Annotated in this window: 15 protein-coding genes; 11 read left to right on the forward strand and 4 right to left on the reverse strand. The window is 45.2% G+C overall.

The window, feature by feature from the left end; genetic code table 11:
• Positions 1-82: 82 nt before the first annotated feature.
• The 9 genes from glmM to D0C36_RS16990 all read left to right on the forward strand — a co-directional run bounded on the left by glmM (position 83) and on the right by D0C36_RS16990 (position 8,685).
• Entirely contained in the window at positions 83-1,474 is a 1,392-nt protein-coding gene (gene glmM, locus D0C36_RS16950; protein ID WP_117392858.1) for a phosphoglucosamine mutase, read from the forward strand.
• Between the two features lie 77 nt (positions 1,475-1,551).
• The gene (locus D0C36_RS16955; RefSeq protein ID WP_117392859.1) at positions 1,552-2,688 is read left to right on the forward strand and encodes a cysteine desulfurase family protein; all 1,137 of its coding nucleotides are present in this window, start codon (positions 1,552-1,554) and stop codon (positions 2,686-2,688) included.
• Between the two features lie 327 nt (positions 2,689-3,015).
• Positions 3,016-3,222: a hypothetical protein gene (locus D0C36_RS24575; protein ID WP_117392860.1), complete on the forward strand. Its 207-nt coding sequence runs from the start codon at positions 3,016-3,018 to the stop codon at positions 3,220-3,222.
• A 143-nt stretch (positions 3,223-3,365) separates the two neighbouring features.
• Positions 3,366-3,656, forward strand: coding sequence for a hypothetical protein (locus D0C36_RS16965; protein WP_117392861.1), 291 nt, complete (start codon positions 3,366-3,368; stop codon positions 3,654-3,656).
• A gap of 318 nt (positions 3,657-3,974) precedes the next feature.
• Positions 3,975-4,541 carry a thermonuclease family protein gene (locus tag D0C36_RS16970; protein WP_117392862.1) on the forward strand — a complete coding sequence of 189 codons (567 nt, stop codon included), beginning with the start codon at positions 3,975-3,977 and terminating at the stop codon, positions 4,539-4,541.
• A gap of 48 nt (positions 4,542-4,589) precedes the next feature.
• Positions 4,590-7,022 carry a penicillin acylase family protein gene (locus D0C36_RS16975; protein WP_117392863.1) on the forward strand — a complete coding sequence of 811 codons (2,433 nt, stop codon included), beginning with the start codon at positions 4,590-4,592 and terminating at the stop codon, positions 7,020-7,022.
• A gap of 5 nt (positions 7,023-7,027) precedes the next feature.
• On the forward strand, positions 7,028-7,378 hold the full coding sequence (locus tag D0C36_RS16980) for a hypothetical protein (protein ID WP_147322028.1): 351 nt from the start codon (positions 7,028-7,030) through the stop codon (positions 7,376-7,378).
• The gene (locus tag D0C36_RS16985; RefSeq protein WP_117392865.1) at positions 7,375-7,815 is read left to right on the forward strand and encodes a tetratricopeptide repeat protein; all 441 of its coding nucleotides are present in this window, start codon (positions 7,375-7,377) and stop codon (positions 7,813-7,815) included. Before D0C36_RS16980 ends, D0C36_RS16985 begins: the two co-directional genes overlap by 4 nt.
• Before the next feature lie 117 nt (positions 7,816-7,932).
• Positions 7,933-8,685: a hypothetical protein gene (locus tag D0C36_RS16990; RefSeq protein WP_117392866.1), complete on the forward strand. Its 753-nt coding sequence runs from the start codon at positions 7,933-7,935 to the stop codon at positions 8,683-8,685.
• A gap of 180 nt (positions 8,686-8,865) precedes the next feature.
• Here the strand turns inward: D0C36_RS16990 and D0C36_RS16995 are convergent, their stop codons facing one another.
• Positions 8,866-9,543, reverse strand: coding sequence for a lipid-binding SYLF domain-containing protein (locus D0C36_RS16995; protein WP_117392867.1), 678 nt, complete (start codon positions 9,541-9,543; stop codon positions 8,866-8,868).
• Positions 9,544-9,731: 188 nt separating this feature from the next.
• On the opposite strand from D0C36_RS16995, the gene D0C36_RS17000 reads away from it, so the two are divergent.
• Complete coding sequence (locus D0C36_RS17000; protein WP_117392868.1) at positions 9,732-10,718, forward strand: long-chain-fatty-acid--protein ligase; 987 nt, start codon at positions 9,732-9,734, stop codon at positions 10,716-10,718.
• Between the two features lie 128 nt (positions 10,719-10,846).
• Complete coding sequence (locus D0C36_RS17005) at positions 10,847-11,509, forward strand: PH domain-containing protein (protein WP_117392869.1); 663 nt, start codon at positions 10,847-10,849, stop codon at positions 11,507-11,509.
• 93 nt (positions 11,510-11,602) lie between these two features.
• On the opposite strand, the gene D0C36_RS17010 is transcribed toward D0C36_RS17005, so the two are convergent.
• The 3 genes from D0C36_RS17010 to tyrS are packed head-to-tail and all read right to left on the reverse strand — an operon-like array spanning position 11,603 to position 13,867.
• Complete coding sequence (locus D0C36_RS17010; protein ID WP_117392870.1) at positions 11,603-12,055, reverse strand: RES family NAD+ phosphorylase; 453 nt, start codon at positions 12,053-12,055, stop codon at positions 11,603-11,605.
• Positions 12,055-12,546: a type II RES/Xre toxin-antitoxin system antitoxin gene (gene parS / locus D0C36_RS17015; protein WP_117392871.1), complete on the reverse strand. Its 492-nt coding sequence runs from the start codon at positions 12,544-12,546 to the stop codon at positions 12,055-12,057. Before parS ends, D0C36_RS17010 begins: the two co-directional genes overlap by 1 nt.
• A gap of 37 nt (positions 12,547-12,583) precedes the next feature.
• Positions 12,584-13,867: a tyrosine--tRNA ligase gene (tyrS, locus tag D0C36_RS17020; RefSeq protein ID WP_117392872.1), complete on the reverse strand. Its 1,284-nt coding sequence runs from the start codon at positions 13,865-13,867 to the stop codon at positions 12,584-12,586.
• Positions 13,868-14,000: the final 133 nt, after the last annotated feature.

Below are 14,000 nucleotides of genomic sequence, written 5' to 3' on the forward strand. Positions count from 1 at the left end.
GGTGATACGCTGCCAAATATATGTGAATTTTACGCTGCCATAGCTTAATAATTGCTATTTTTGCGGCTTAACATCTAACACTTTGACATTAATAAAATCAATTTCAGGAATCAGGGGCACCATAGGTGGTGCTGCGGGCGATGGCCTTACCCCATTAGACGTTGTTAAATTTACCTCTGCATACGGCAGTTGGGCGGTAAAACGCTCGGGTATTAAAAAGATCGTAGTTGGTCGCGATGCGCGCTTATCAGGCAGTATGGTGAACAACCTGGTTATTGGTACCCTGCAAGGCCTGGGTATTGATGTGATAGATCTTGGCCTTTCAACCACGCCAACCGTTGAGGTTGCCGTACCGGATGAGAAAGCTGCAGGTGGTATTATCCTTACCGCCAGCCACAACCCAAAACAATGGAACGCCCTTAAATTGCTGAACGAGAAAGGTGAGTTTATCAGCGATATTGATGGTAAAGAGGTGCTGGATATTGCCGAAAGAAGCGATTTTATTTACGCCGATGTTAACGATCTGGGTAAACACATCCATGACGATAGCTATCTGCAAAAACATATTGATAAAGTTTTAGCATTGCCTTTGGTTGATGTTGAAGCGATAAAGAAAGCCAACTTTAAAGTGGCTATTGACTGTGTTAACTCTACCGGTGGTATTTTTATCCCTGCGCTGTTAAAAGCTTTGGGTGTAGAAACCATCCACGAATTATACTGTGAGCCTGACGGCCATTTCCCGCACAACCCCGAACCACTGCCAGAGAACCTGGTAGCGCTATCAAAAGAGGTAGTGAGCAAAAATGCCGACCTGGGTATTGCTGTTGACCCCGATGTTGATCGCCTTTGCTTTGTATGCGAGGATGGCAGCATGTTTGGTGAAGAATATACGCTGGTTGCCGTTGCCGATTTTGTTTTGAGACATACAAAAGGTAACACGGTATCAAACCTTTCATCAACCCGCGCCCTGCGCGATGTTACCGAGGCCGCAGGTGCCGAATACCATGCAGCTGCAGTAGGAGAGGTGAACGTGGTAAACAAAATGAAAGAAGTGAACGCCATCATAGGCGGCGAAGGTAACGGCGGGGTGATCTACCCTGAGTCGCACTACGGCCGCGATGCCTTGGTAGGTATTGCTTTGTTCTTAACGCACCTGGCTAACTACGGCAAGCCGGTATCGGTATTGAGGAGATCTTACCCGGGATACTTTATCTCTAAAAACAAGATCACTTTAACGCCCGAGATGGATATTGATGGCCTTTTGCTGAAGGTAGAAGAGAAATACAAAGCACAGCCGCACAGCACTATTGATGGTTTAAAAATAGAGTTTGATAAGCAATGGGTACACCTGCGCAGATCAAACACCGAGCCTATTATTCGTATCTACTCTGAGGCAGAATCAGAAGTGGTTGCCGAGGGTTTGGCCAACAAGATCATCACGGATATAAAAGAAATTTTGAACTTAAACGAGTAACAGATAAGCCTGCCGGATTGGAGAACCCGGCGGGCATTACTGCTATTTTTACTGACTTATAATTATTAAAAGAAACGATGCGAGTTTATTTCGACAACGCCGCTACTACTGCGCTTGATCCTGAAGTTTTAAAGGAGATGTACAAGGTGATGGAAAACCAGTTTGGTAATCCGTCTTCTATCCACGCCCATGGGCGCGAGGTACGAACGTTGATCGAGAAATCGCGCAAGACCATCGCCAATCTGCTGCATACCTCGCCTGCAGAGATCTTCTTTACCAGTGGCGGTACTGAGGCTGATAATACTGCCATCCGTTGCGGTATCATCGATCATAAACTCACCCACGCCATCACCACCAAACTGGAGCATCATGCCGTGCTGCACACGCTTCAGGCGATGGAAAAATCAGGCGTTATTAAACTGAGCTTTGTTGATGTTGACGATAAAGGCAGCGTTGATTACGGCCATTTAGAGAAGCTGTTGCAAAGCAACGAGCGCAGCTTTGTATCGCTGATGCATGCTAACAACGAGCTGGGTACGTTGACAGATCTTGAACGCGTAGGTGACCTTTGCGAAGCTCATAATGCTATGTTTCATAGCGATACGGTACAAACCGTTGGCCACTATAAACATGATCTTAGCAAACTGAAACTACAATTTATGGTATGCGCGGCCCACAAGCTGCACGGCCCTAAAGGTGTTGGCTTTTTGCATATCAACCATAAAGTAAAGATCAATCCGATGATATACGGCGGATCGCAGGAGCGTAATATGCGCGGCGGTACCGAGAACGTTTACGGTATTGCGGGTTTAGCCAAAGCATTAGAGATAGCTTACGCTGAGATGGATAGCCACCAGGCCTACATCCAGGATCTGAAATCGTACATGAAAGCCAGACTGGAGCAGGAAGTTGCCGGCGTTAAATTTAACGGGGAGACCGATCCTGCAAAAAGCCTGTACACGGTATTAAACGCATCATTTCCTGAAATGGAAATGGCGGATATGCTGTTGTTTAACCTGGATATTGCGGGCATCTCTGCATCGGGCGGCAGCGCATGCAGCTCGGGTACAGATATCGGCTCGCACGTGTTAACGGCTATCGGCGCTAATCCTGATAGGCCATCAGTGCGTTTCTCGTTCTCAAAAAACAACACTAAAGATGAGGTGGACTACACCGTAGCTAAGCTGAGAGAGCTTTGTTTGGTGAGCGCGTAATTGATTGGGTAGCTCCTACGGAGCAAAAGAGATCTGACAAAATTTCGCTACAAAGCGGTAGCCTCTACGAGGCAAAAATATATAGCGGCATCTGTTAGATGCCGCTATTTTATTTTCATATCTAAGCGAATATTTGGGCTAAGGCTGCTTTGTATGTAACCGTCCCATGAATGGGACGGCAATGAATAAAGTGACAAAAAGAAATCGCTTATCATTGCCGTTGGCTTAAGCCAACCGCGCCCTTGTTGGCGTTGTCACCAAGAACGGCAGAAATAGTACCTTATCGTTGCCGTTGGCTTCAGCCAACGGTTTGCGGTTGTTGTGCAAATGGCTTTAGCCACACCCTTGTTGGTGTTGTCGCCAACAAGCCGTTATGCATTTGCACTCAAAAAAGTTGTTGGTGACAACACTAACAACGGCCGAAACAATGGCTTATCATTGCCGTTGGCTTCAGCCAACGGTCTGCAGATGGCTGTGCAAATGGCTTTAGCCCAAACCATCTTGGAAAGAGATTTAACGCTTATGTCCCGTTAGGGATTACCGCTTTGTAGCAAAATCCGTCTATCGGTTTTTGCTCCGTATGAGCTACCCTGAAATTGATTAATTTCTTTCTTCCTAAAATAACATTGGCCTCGTTTTTGATTGTTATTTAATAACAAATTAAAAAACTTAATACCATGGAAAGTAACGAAAGAAATCCGGAGTACACTCCAAACCATAACCCTAACGAAAATCCTGAAGAACAACAATCACATCAGGAAGGCAGCGGCTACAGCCAGCGCCCCGAGCAGGAGCAACAACAGGAAGGTTCTGATACCTCATATAGCGAGCAAAATGATGTTACCCCACCAGAGAAACGCGAGTTCCCGGCTGAAGGTGTAGCAACAAAAACAGATTTTACCAGCCGTAACCAGGGCCGTACCACCGGCCGCATGTTAGGCCACGAGCCCGGCACCGAAGGCATATAATTTTAGAATAGAGGAAACCGAATGCCGGGTCATGAATGATGAAGTTTAGGTCTCATTCTACGGCATTCAAAAGCAAAAAGCAGTACCCGTTGGTACTGCTTTTTGTATATTAGGTGCATGATGGTCATGTACACAACTTTTGTTGTTATTGTCTTGATGATCGCATTTGCTTTAACACGCAAATGGATGTATCAGCAAGCGCCCAAATGGAAATATTATGTAATGGGCGTTTTAGCGACAGCGCTTATCGGCTTTGCGTCTTTTGTGCTGTATGTTTTAAGTAACATGCATTATTAACGAGTTTTCTATCTTCGTTACATGCCTAAAAAGTCTTTAGTAATTTGCCTCTTCCTCGTTCTTCTTGCGATAGCTTGTAATAAGAAAACCGATCTTTATAAAGTTGTAGGTGTTAAAGATGGCGATACCATGGTGTTGCTCTCCCCGCAAAATTTGCAGGTTACCGTTAGGCTGGCCGAGATAGATTGCCCTGAGAAAAGTCAGGCTTTCGGGCAGGCAGCAAAGCAGTTCGCGTCAGATCTGTGCTTCGGCAAAATGGTAAAGCTCATTGTCAACAATACGGATCGTTACGGCCGTACTGTTGGCTGGATAGAACTGGAAGATGGCACCAGCGTAAACAAGCAACTGATTAAGAACGGTTATGCCTGGCAGTATCGTGCCTATTCAAAAAGTATGGAACTGGCCATGCTGGAGCAGCAGGCCCGCCAAAACCACCTGGGTTTATGGCAGGACGAAAACCCCACGCCACCCTGGAATTTCCGCAAAGGCGAGCGCGAACAACGCACCGAACAAAAGGTGGATAAGCCAAAGAAAAAGCGCACCTACAAAAAACGCCGCCGCAAACAGCGCGATACAGTTGCTTTTTAAAACGCCGCACAATACTTATCTTGCTTTCCAAATACCTCACACTCAAAAATGAAAGTATTTAAAGCTATCATCTGCCTTGCGTTTACCGGCCTGCTTATTTGGGCATTGCAAACCAAATTCGGCGATATACCGCCGCTGGGCGATTTTGTGAACCCATCAACCGGTTTCTGGCAAAATGCCGAAAGCAAGAACATCCTCGCTACAGAAAAACTAAAACTGAAAGACCTGCAGGATGAAGTGACCGTGCAGTTTGATGATAACCGTATCCCCCATATCTTCGCCAAAAACGACCACGACCTGTACTATGTGCAGGGCTATCTGACCGCGCAGGCCCGCCTGTGGCAAATGGATATCCAAACCCGCAGCGCAGCAGGAAGGCTGTCTGAGGTAGTCGGCCCTAAAGCTTTAGAGCTTGACCGCTACCATCGCCGAATGGGCATGACCTACGGCGCCGAACATACACTTGCCGGTATCATGAAAGACCCCGTGTTGAGCAAAGTGATACAAGCCTACAGCGATGGCGTTAACGCTTACATCAAACGCCTTAAACCGGGCGGCTATCCGCTGGAGTTTAAGTTGTTGGGCTACAAGCCCGAGGAGTGGAAGCCCATCAATTCGGCTTATCTGCTAAAGCTGATGTCGGAAACTTTGGCGGGCGGCTCAAACGAATTAGGTTTGACCGACGTGCTAAACAAATACGGTGCAAAGATCACTAATGATCTGTTTCCTGATTACCCTATGCACGAGGATCCTATTATCCCGGCAGGTACAAAATGGGATTTTAAACCGCTTACTATTCCGCAGCCACCCGCGGCCTTTAAAGCACAGCTGATGGCTGCCATGCAAAACAAAGAGAAAGTAGAAGGCATAGGCAGTAATAACTGGGCAGTAAGTGGTTCAAAAACAGCTACGGGTTTCCCCATGCTGGCGAACGATCCGCATCTGAACCTCACGTTCCCGTCAATATGGTACCAGATGCAAATGGTTGGCCCCGATGTAAACGTTTACGGCGTAACCCTGCCCGGCGCACCTTGCGTGGTTATTGGCTATAACCAAAAAGTAAGCTGGGGCGTAACCAATGTGGATGCCGATGTTTTAGACTGGTACCAGGTGAAGTTTAAGGACAGTACCCGCAACCAGTATTGGTACAACAATAAATGGAACAAAGTTGAACGTAAGATAGATACGATAAAAGTGCGTGGTGGGGCAGACGTTATCGACACAGTACTGTACACCCATCATGGTCCCGTAGTTTATGATAATGCCGAGATGCAGAAGAAAGGCCGCCCTAATGTGCCCGTTGGCAATGCCCTGCGCTGGATAGCCCATGATGAAAGCGACGAGTTTAAGACTTTCTACCTGCTTAACCGCGCAGCTAACTATGCCGATTATCGAAAAGCATTGACTTTTTACACCGCCCCGGCGCAAAACTTTGTGTTTGCCTCGGTTGATAATGATATAGCCATAACACCAAACGGTAAACTGCCGCTGAAGTATAAAGGCCAGGGTAAGTTCATCTTGGATGGCAGCAATACCGCTAACGACTGGCAAGGCTGGATCCCGGCAGAGCAAAACCCTACGGTGAAGAACCCGCCGCGTGGTTTTGTAAGCTCGGCCAATCAATCGTCAACCGATCAAACCTATCCTTACTATATCAACTGGAAGTTTGAAGGCTATGAGCGCGGCAAACGCATTAACGACAGGCTCGGCGCTATGCAGAAAGCGACGGTTGATAGCCTGCGCCTGCTGCAAATGGACGATTATAGCATTCGCGCGCAGGATATATTGCCAACTATGCTGAAACATCTTGATGCTACCAAACTGGATGATTACCAGCTGGCGGCATTGGATTCGGTAAAAAAATGGAATAAGTTTTTTAAGGCCAGCTCAGCAGGGGCGAGCATTTTCCAGAACTGGTGGCACAAGTTTTATGAATTTACCTGGCGGGATAACTTCGGCAGTAAAGATACGGTGTACTATTACCCAACTATGGACCGCACCGAGGCCCTGCTGATGAAAGAACCCAAATCCATCTGGTTTGATAATAAACGCACGCCTGCTTTAGAAACTGCTAACGATGTAGTCATGGCCTCTTTCACGGCCACGGTTGATGAAATGATGCGCAACTACGGCAAGATAGGCCCCGACTGGGCCTGGGGTAAAGTGAAAAGCTTTGAGGTAGCACACCTTGGCCATGTGCCGGGCTTGGGCTCCGGTAATTTTGAATCGGGTGGCTCAGGTTCTACGGTGAACGCACTGATAGATGGTCACGGTCCTTCATGGCGTATGGTGGTGCAACTGGGAGCAGAGCCTAAGGGCTATGGCATTTTACCGGGCGGGCAATCGGGCAACCCGGGCAGTTTCTTTTATGATGATATGCTGAAAACCTGGCAGCAGGGCAAGCTTAACCAGCTGCTTTATCTGCATTCGGCAGCAGAGAAATCGCCGCGCATTAAAACAACCTTAACCATTAGCAAATAAAAGATATGTTATTCGGAATGATACTCTTACTGGCCTTTGTTTGCGGCTACCTTATCCCTTGGTGGGCAGCCTGCGCACTGGCTTTTATTGCAGCCTTAATTTTAGGCAAAACATCAACACAGGCTTTTTGGTCGGGCTTTGGCGGCATGGCCATAGCCTGGGGTGCACTGGCACTGATGAAAAGCATCCCTAATGATCACTTATTAGCCACCCGCGTAGCACAGGTATTCCACGTTAAATACTGGTGGGCCATGCTGGCAGTTACGGTTTTAATAGGCGGGATAGTAGGCGGCTTTTCGGCGCTTTCGGGATTGTTGGTGAAGAAGGTGTTTGAGAAAGCTGAGGTACAGAAATGAAAGGGGATAAGCTTTACCATAAAGCATTAAACGAAGCAAATGCTGAAAACCCAGATTTAGCCTTGGTATTCGATTTACTTGACCGGGCATCAAAGCAAAATAATTCTAAAGCCACTTACGCATTAGGCACATGGTATTTGTTTGGTAAACACATATCTAAAGATGATAAAAAAGCATTTGAAATGCTCTCGATCGCAGCAGCTCAATTTCATCCTGAGGCTTGCTTTGATTTAGCTAAATGTTATGAAGAAGGCACAGGGAGCAAAAAGGATTTACGGTTAGCTTTCAAAAATTATCAAAAAGCTTCCCTTCTCGGCGATAAGCAATCCATATACGAGGTAGGGCGATGCTATTATTATGGAATAGGAACTGAGGTTGATAGAGAGCTGGCTGATATGTGGCTGGCAGTTGCTTCGGAGAACGGAATCGAAAATTAGTTTAGTAAACTGTTGATTGTTGGCGAGGACACCAACAACAAGAAATAGATTCTTTTCGTACAAATAAGGACGCCGCTTATGCTTTTAGAGTGTATTCAATTCAAAACTATTTAAATAATGAGACCGAAGAAATTCTGGGTTCAGATCTGTAGCCGAAGACCTTATGTTGATGACAAAATATATGTTGACCACTGCAGGCTTATAGAAAGCCTTTTTACTTACTATTTAGCGCCTGTTTACTTAAAAAAATTAGGAAAATTACTGATTGATTTTAAAGAAGAAGATGATTGGTCTATTTTTCCGAAGGAAGCAGGAGAATCTATTTACACGCTTAGAACATCATTTTCGTTTGATAGATTTTATGAATCATCACCTTCAGGTAAACAGGCGTTATTGCTTAACGCCGTTCGAGATGGTTTACTAAAATTATATGAACACCTTGGTCTTAACTGTAATGATGTTAACTACGCGTATAAAGAGATTTTAGAAAGGGACTATAAACTGAGTGTTCCATTACTTAAAGGTGGGAAATTTAATAAGCAGCGCAGAATTAAAGCATCGTTGGTAGCTGAGCATTTCTTAGAATATGCGATGGTTTATTTGATATTCACTGATAAACAGGGGATTGAGCTAAACAAAATACCGCTTTTCAAAACCGATGCACACCAATTTGCGTATCAGCGATTAGTAGCATCAGGAAAATGGACTTCCGATGATGTTTTTTCTGTTTATAACAATTCAAAAGAATTTTGGATAGATGTAACTACAGATGGAAAACACCTAATTCGGTATAGGCCTCAGGGTCGAGATATTGAAGGTGTGCAAGAAGAGATCAATTTTTTTGCGAAGGATGTTTTTGTAAAGTTGTAAATAAAAAGGCCTTCCTCACCTTGCTGGCGCACGCGTGCCGCGTGTGACATATAATATTACTTCTCTAAACGTTACCTTAAACCTGCAGCACACGCGACACGCGTGCGCCAGCAGTTAAAATATTAAAACAAAAAGGCCAGAAACATCCGTTTCTGGCCTTTTATAATAAATCAGAAAATCTTATTTAAAAACATCCAAAGTAGCTTTCAACTTTGTGATAGCAGCGTTGGTGCTGGTGGCACGACCAAAGATATCGCCCGAGTCGGCATCATCGCCGTAGAACTCAGCGTTAGCCGATTTGTTGATGGCCAGGTTTGAGCCATTTACGCTGATACCGGCAAACAAACCTTTACTGCGCGAGTAGCTGTAAACCTCGGCTTGTAACTTGTAATCGGTGCTGGCGGTAGAGCTGCGGCCAACCGGGCCTGCTGCTGCAGAAATGTCGCCACCAATGGTGAAATCGCCGTCTTTAACTTCAGTAAGTACGCCCTTGTGGTGGAAAACCAAAACCATATCAACCGATTGTACACCTATCTGGAAACCGATGCTGCCGCCCGTAAGGGTAACAAAAACCGGATCGCTCCATTTGCCGTCGGCCAGTTTAACCATGGCAAGGCCTTGTCCGCGTTTGCCGCCAATACCAAAACCTGCGTTGATCAGTTTCGGGATAATAACAATGCCCTCGTACTCCTCAATTAACTGGTGAGGAATGGTCTCTTTCATCTTACTGAAATCTTTAAGAACAGAAGTAGCCTGGTTTATTTTCTCAGTTCCTTTTTCTTGCGTTGCTTTGGCCGATGTAAGCACAATAAATGCGCTTAACAATAATGGAAGGCCTAAAAATTTAAAACGTTTCATGTTGTTGTATTTCTTGTGCAATTATAACTCTGTTGATGGATAATTGTTGCGATGTTTAAGTCAAAAGTCAAAATTAAAAAGTCAAAACTCTGCCTAAGCATTGGGAGTTGGCATCTGCATGTCTGCACATTTGAAATCTGCACATTTAAAATCCGCACATCTGAAATCTACATTATCTTTGCCCCGATATGATAAAGCCGGACAAAGAGCAGGTATTTTCGATAAGTAACGAACAGCAGTTCGGCGAGGCTGCCTTGCAGGTATTCCACTTTCAGGCGGAGCATAATGCCATCTACAGCCGGTTTGTTGTTGGGCTGGGTATAGATGTCGCCAATGTTACCTCTGTTGAGCAGATCCCGTTTTTACCGATAGAGTTCTTTAAAGCGCACAATGTGATTTCTGTAGATGCGGAACCGCAAATCACGTTCACCAGTTCGGGCACTACGGGCATGATCACCAGCAGCCATCATGTAAGTGATGTAAGCTGGTACGAGGAAAGCTTCCGCCGTGCGTTTGAGTTGTTTTATGGCGATATTAAACAATACACCGTGTTGGCCTTATTGCCGGCCTATCTGGAGCGTGAGGGTTCATCTCTTATCTATATGGCGCAGGATATGATAGAGCAATCCGGCAATGTCGATAGCGGTTTTTACCTGTATAATCACGAAGATCTTTACCAGACCTTACTCAAACAACAATCTGCCGGGAAACCAACCATATTAATAGGTGTGACCTTTGCTCTGCTGGATTTCACAGATAACTACCAACTTAACTTCCCTGAACTCATCGTAATGGAAACCGGTGGTATGAAAGGCCGCCGTAAGGAAATGATTCGCGAAGAGCTACATGATACGCTTTGCGCAGGTTTTGGGGTAAAGTATATCCACTCAGAATACGGCATGACGGAGCTTTTGTCGCAAGCCTATTCAAAAGGAGAGGGGATATTTAACTGCCCGCCCTGGATGCGCATTGTAACCCGTGATACCAATGATCCGTTGAGTTTGGTAGGTGTAGGAAAAACAGGTGGCGTAAATATTATAGATCTGGCTAATATCAATTCCTGCGCATTCATTGCCACGCAAGATCTGGGCAAGATTTATCCTGATGGTTCGTTTGAGATATTGGGCCGCTTTGATAACTCAGACATCCGTGGGTGTAATTTGCTGGTGAGCTAAGAGGCCTCTCCCCGCCCTCTCCAAAGGAGAGGATGAAAATAAATGTTTAATTAGAGTCCTCTCCTTTGGAGAGGGTTTGGGTGAGGCAAAAATATTGTTATTTTTGCCGCCATCATTACATCAATATCATGATAGACAAATTCTTAAGAGAAGAACAAGATCCCAAAGCAGTTGAGAAGGTTTATTCGCGCCTGGTTGACCTGCTCACCACCGGCGAAGAGATCATTTATATAGCGGTACAAAAGAAACCACTGGTAAACCTGTTCCCTGATTGTATTGCCATTACCAATAAGCGTATTTTGTTTTTTACGCCTGCAAACCTGGGCCTTTCTATAAAATTTGTTGATTTTGTATGGAAGGATGTGGTTGATGTACACACTAAAGAAGAAATTATTGGTGCTGTATTCAGCATCAAAACCACTATAGGTACCGAGATGGGTGTTGATTACCTGCCAAAGGTACAGGCCCGCAAGCTTTACCAATACGCCCAGGAACGTAAAGAAGCCGAGCGCGAAGCCCGCCGCTTGCGCGATCTGGAAGAGAAGCGTGCGGAATCAGGTTCTATCCAGGTAGATCATCCTGCGCAGGCAGTGTTCCAGCCATCGGCACCGGTTGTACAACAGCCACCTGCAGCACCAACACCGCCGCCTGCTCCGACACCGGTAGCAGAAGAGCCCAAAAAGGACGAACTGACCGAGAAACTAAAACGCCTTAAAACCTTGTTCGAAAGCGGTTTGATCTCTCAGGAAGAATATAACCAAAAGAAATTAGAGTTGCTGAGTGATTTTTAGTGTTAGAGATCGGAGATTAGTTAACCAGAGATTAGTTAATAAAGGATTGGGTGCTACCCAATGGCTAATCTCTAATTAACCAATCTCTAATCACTAAATTAATCTGTCATCAAAACTAAAAGGGTGAGTATTTAGAATGCTCACCTTTTTTATGTCGGGATGCCAGGGATTGAGCAGGTAATTATACTCCTGCGGAACGATGGCCGATGGTACTTTCATCATCAGGTATTTGGTTTCCTGTATAAACTGATTCCCAATTTGTTTTAGTTCGGCAGGTGATGAGGCGTCCTGCCAGTTGTGGGGCAGGGTGGTTGCATCAAGCGTAAGGATGCTGTGCTCCGGTGCTTCAATTTCTGCAATGCAAAAGTTTGATGGCGTAAACAAAGGCTGCAGGTGTACCAAAACTTCAAGCACTGCCAATGACCTGCTCGATGCTGTGTACACCATTGATTTTCCCTCACTGTTCCAGCGGCCGCCGTACAAACGCGCACCGGTACCGGTAAGGTCGTTAATAAAGTTGCAATTGCCTATGCGGTACAGTACCATTAAGCAAATATACCGTACTCAATACGGCCAAGCTCTTTAAAAACCATATCAAAACCTGCAGAAGTATCTAAGATACTAACCGGGGCCTCGCCATTAAATACCAGGCCCGGCGTTTTTATCCAAAGCTTAAACTTATCCATTGAACCGAAAACTTCCTCACCGCGGGCATATAAACGCGCTAACTCAACGGCTTTCTCGGCATACTCGGTTTTAATGATAGCATCATCCTCATAGCGTTGCAAAGTACGCTCAGAAATATGCAATATGCCTGATAGCTCTTGTATGGTTAGTGATATTTTTTTGGCAAGTACTAACAAGGTTTTTTTAGGGAAACCCTGCCTTGCCAATTTGATGATATCAAACTCTGAAGATGATTTTGCAGGCTTGGTGCTTAGCAAATCATAAAACGGGGTTGATGAACTTTGGGTAATATACATTGCCATTGGTTCATTAACCTCGTTTTTTGTGTTATGTTTTATTTTGTACGACATTTATCCAAAAATATGTACAAAATGTCGTATTTGCAAATTATTCAGCAACTATTAAAAAATAGTTCTTCTTACCTTTTTGCACTACCAGAAATTTACCGTTTATCAGTTGATTGCTGGTGTAAACATCCTCAGGGGTGTTCACCTTTACGCGGTTAACGGATACACCGCCACCTTGTATCATCTTTTTGGCTTCGCCCTTTGACGGGAAAACCGATGAGTGGCCCGCCAGTAATTCTGTTGCGTTTATACCTGCTTCAAATTCGCTTTTTGCAACGGTAAAGTTTGGTACACCGTTGAACAGGTCTAACACTTCGCCATCATTCAGCTCATTTAAAAACTCAATACCCGCATTGCCGAATAAAAACTCTGACGATTTTATCGCTTTCAAAAATTCAGCCTCTCCGTGTACGCGGATGGTGATGTCCTTAGCTAAGGCTTTTTGCAGCACGCGCAAGTGAGGGGCAGCATCATGCTCAACTTCCATTGCTTCGATGGTAGCACGCTCATGTAAGGTAAATATCCTGATGTAGGCCTTTGCGTCAACATCGGTTGTGTTTAACCAGAATTGGTAAAACTGGTATGGCGATGTACGCGCCGGATCTAACCACACTGCGCCGCTCTCGGTTTTGCCAAATTTGGTGCCATCTGCCTTTTTGATCAGCTGAGTAGTTAAGGCATAAGCCTCGCCCGCATCTTTACGGCGGATAAACTCGGTACCGGTAACAATGTTACCCCATTGGTCGCTGCCGCCCATTTGAAGTACGCAATTCTTGTTCTTCCACAGGTAGTAAAAATCGTAGCCCTGTACCAGCTGGTAAGTAAACTCGGTGAAAGACATACCGGTATCGCCCTCAAGGCGTTTCTTAACCGAATCTTTCGCCATCATATAATTAACGGTGATGTGTTTACCCACATCGCGTATAAAATCAAGGAAAGTAAAGTTCTTAAACCAATCGTAGTTGTTAACCATTTCGGCGCTGTTGGCGCCGCTGTTAAAGTCTAAGAAACTTTTAAGCTGTTCTCTAACGCAGTTAAGGTTGTGCTGCAATACGTCTTCTGATAGCAGGTTACGCTCGTCAGATTTACCTGATGGGTCGCCAACCATACCGGTAGCGCCGCCAACCAAAGCATAAGGCTTGTGGCCCGCGCGCTGAAAATGTATCAGCGTCATGATCTGGGTAAGGTGGCCAACATGCAGCGAATCGGCAGTAGGGTCAAAGCCGATATAGCCCGATGCCATACCTTTATTCAGTAATTCCTCGGTTCCGGGCATAATATCATGCAGCATGCCTCTCCAGCGTAGTTCTTCAACAAAATTCATAACTATAATAAAATGAGCAAATATGCGAGGTGCAAAGCTAAAAATATTCTATAGATGTGCAGATTTCAAATGTGCAGATGTGCAAATTAAACAAAGCATTATCAGGAGATTGATGTTTGGATGCTAAAATTCG

The organism is Mucilaginibacter conchicola, assembly GCF_003432115.1.
GTDB lineage: Bacteria > Bacteroidota > Bacteroidia > Sphingobacteriales > Sphingobacteriaceae > Mucilaginibacter > Mucilaginibacter conchicola.

What these genes read in the sequence shown, in the direction of transcription:
- D0C36_RS17010 (WP_117392870.1), bottom strand. Translation starts at nt 12,055, where the DNA reads ATGGTACTGTACCGCATAGGCAATTGCAACTTTATTAACGACCTTACC.
- D0C36_RS16965 (WP_117392861.1), top strand. Translation starts at nt 3,366, where the DNA reads ATGGAAAGTAACGAAAGAAATCCGGAGTACACTCCAAACCATAACCCT.
- D0C36_RS16985 (WP_117392865.1), top strand. Translation starts at nt 7,375, where the DNA reads ATGAAAGGGGATAAGCTTTACCATAAAGCATTAAACGAAGCAAATGCT.
- D0C36_RS17005 (WP_117392869.1), top strand. Translation starts at nt 10,847, where the DNA reads ATGATAGACAAATTCTTAAGAGAAGAACAAGATCCCAAAGCAGTTGAG.
- parS (WP_117392871.1), bottom strand. Translation starts at nt 12,546, where the DNA reads ATGTCGTACAAAATAAAACATAACACAAAAAACGAGGTTAATGAACCA.
- D0C36_RS16970 (WP_117392862.1), top strand. Translation starts at nt 3,975, where the DNA reads ATGCCTAAAAAGTCTTTAGTAATTTGCCTCTTCCTCGTTCTTCTTGCG.
- D0C36_RS16990 (WP_117392866.1), top strand. Translation starts at nt 7,933, where the DNA reads ATGAGACCGAAGAAATTCTGGGTTCAGATCTGTAGCCGAAGACCTTAT.
- tyrS (WP_117392872.1), bottom strand. Translation starts at nt 13,867, where the DNA reads ATGAATTTTGTTGAAGAACTACGCTGGAGAGGCATGCTGCATGATATT.
- D0C36_RS16955 (WP_117392859.1), top strand. Translation starts at nt 1,552, where the DNA reads ATGCGAGTTTATTTCGACAACGCCGCTACTACTGCGCTTGATCCTGAA.
- D0C36_RS17000 (WP_117392868.1), top strand. Translation starts at nt 9,732, where the DNA reads ATGATAAAGCCGGACAAAGAGCAGGTATTTTCGATAAGTAACGAACAG.
- D0C36_RS16980 (WP_147322028.1), top strand. Translation starts at nt 7,028, where the DNA reads ATGTTATTCGGAATGATACTCTTACTGGCCTTTGTTTGCGGCTACCTT.
- D0C36_RS24575 (WP_117392860.1), top strand. Translation starts at nt 3,016, where the DNA reads ATGGCTTTAGCCACACCCTTGTTGGTGTTGTCGCCAACAAGCCGTTAT.
- D0C36_RS16975 (WP_117392863.1), top strand. Translation starts at nt 4,590, where the DNA reads ATGAAAGTATTTAAAGCTATCATCTGCCTTGCGTTTACCGGCCTGCTT.
- D0C36_RS16995 (WP_117392867.1), bottom strand. Translation starts at nt 9,543, where the DNA reads ATGAAACGTTTTAAATTTTTAGGCCTTCCATTATTGTTAAGCGCATTT.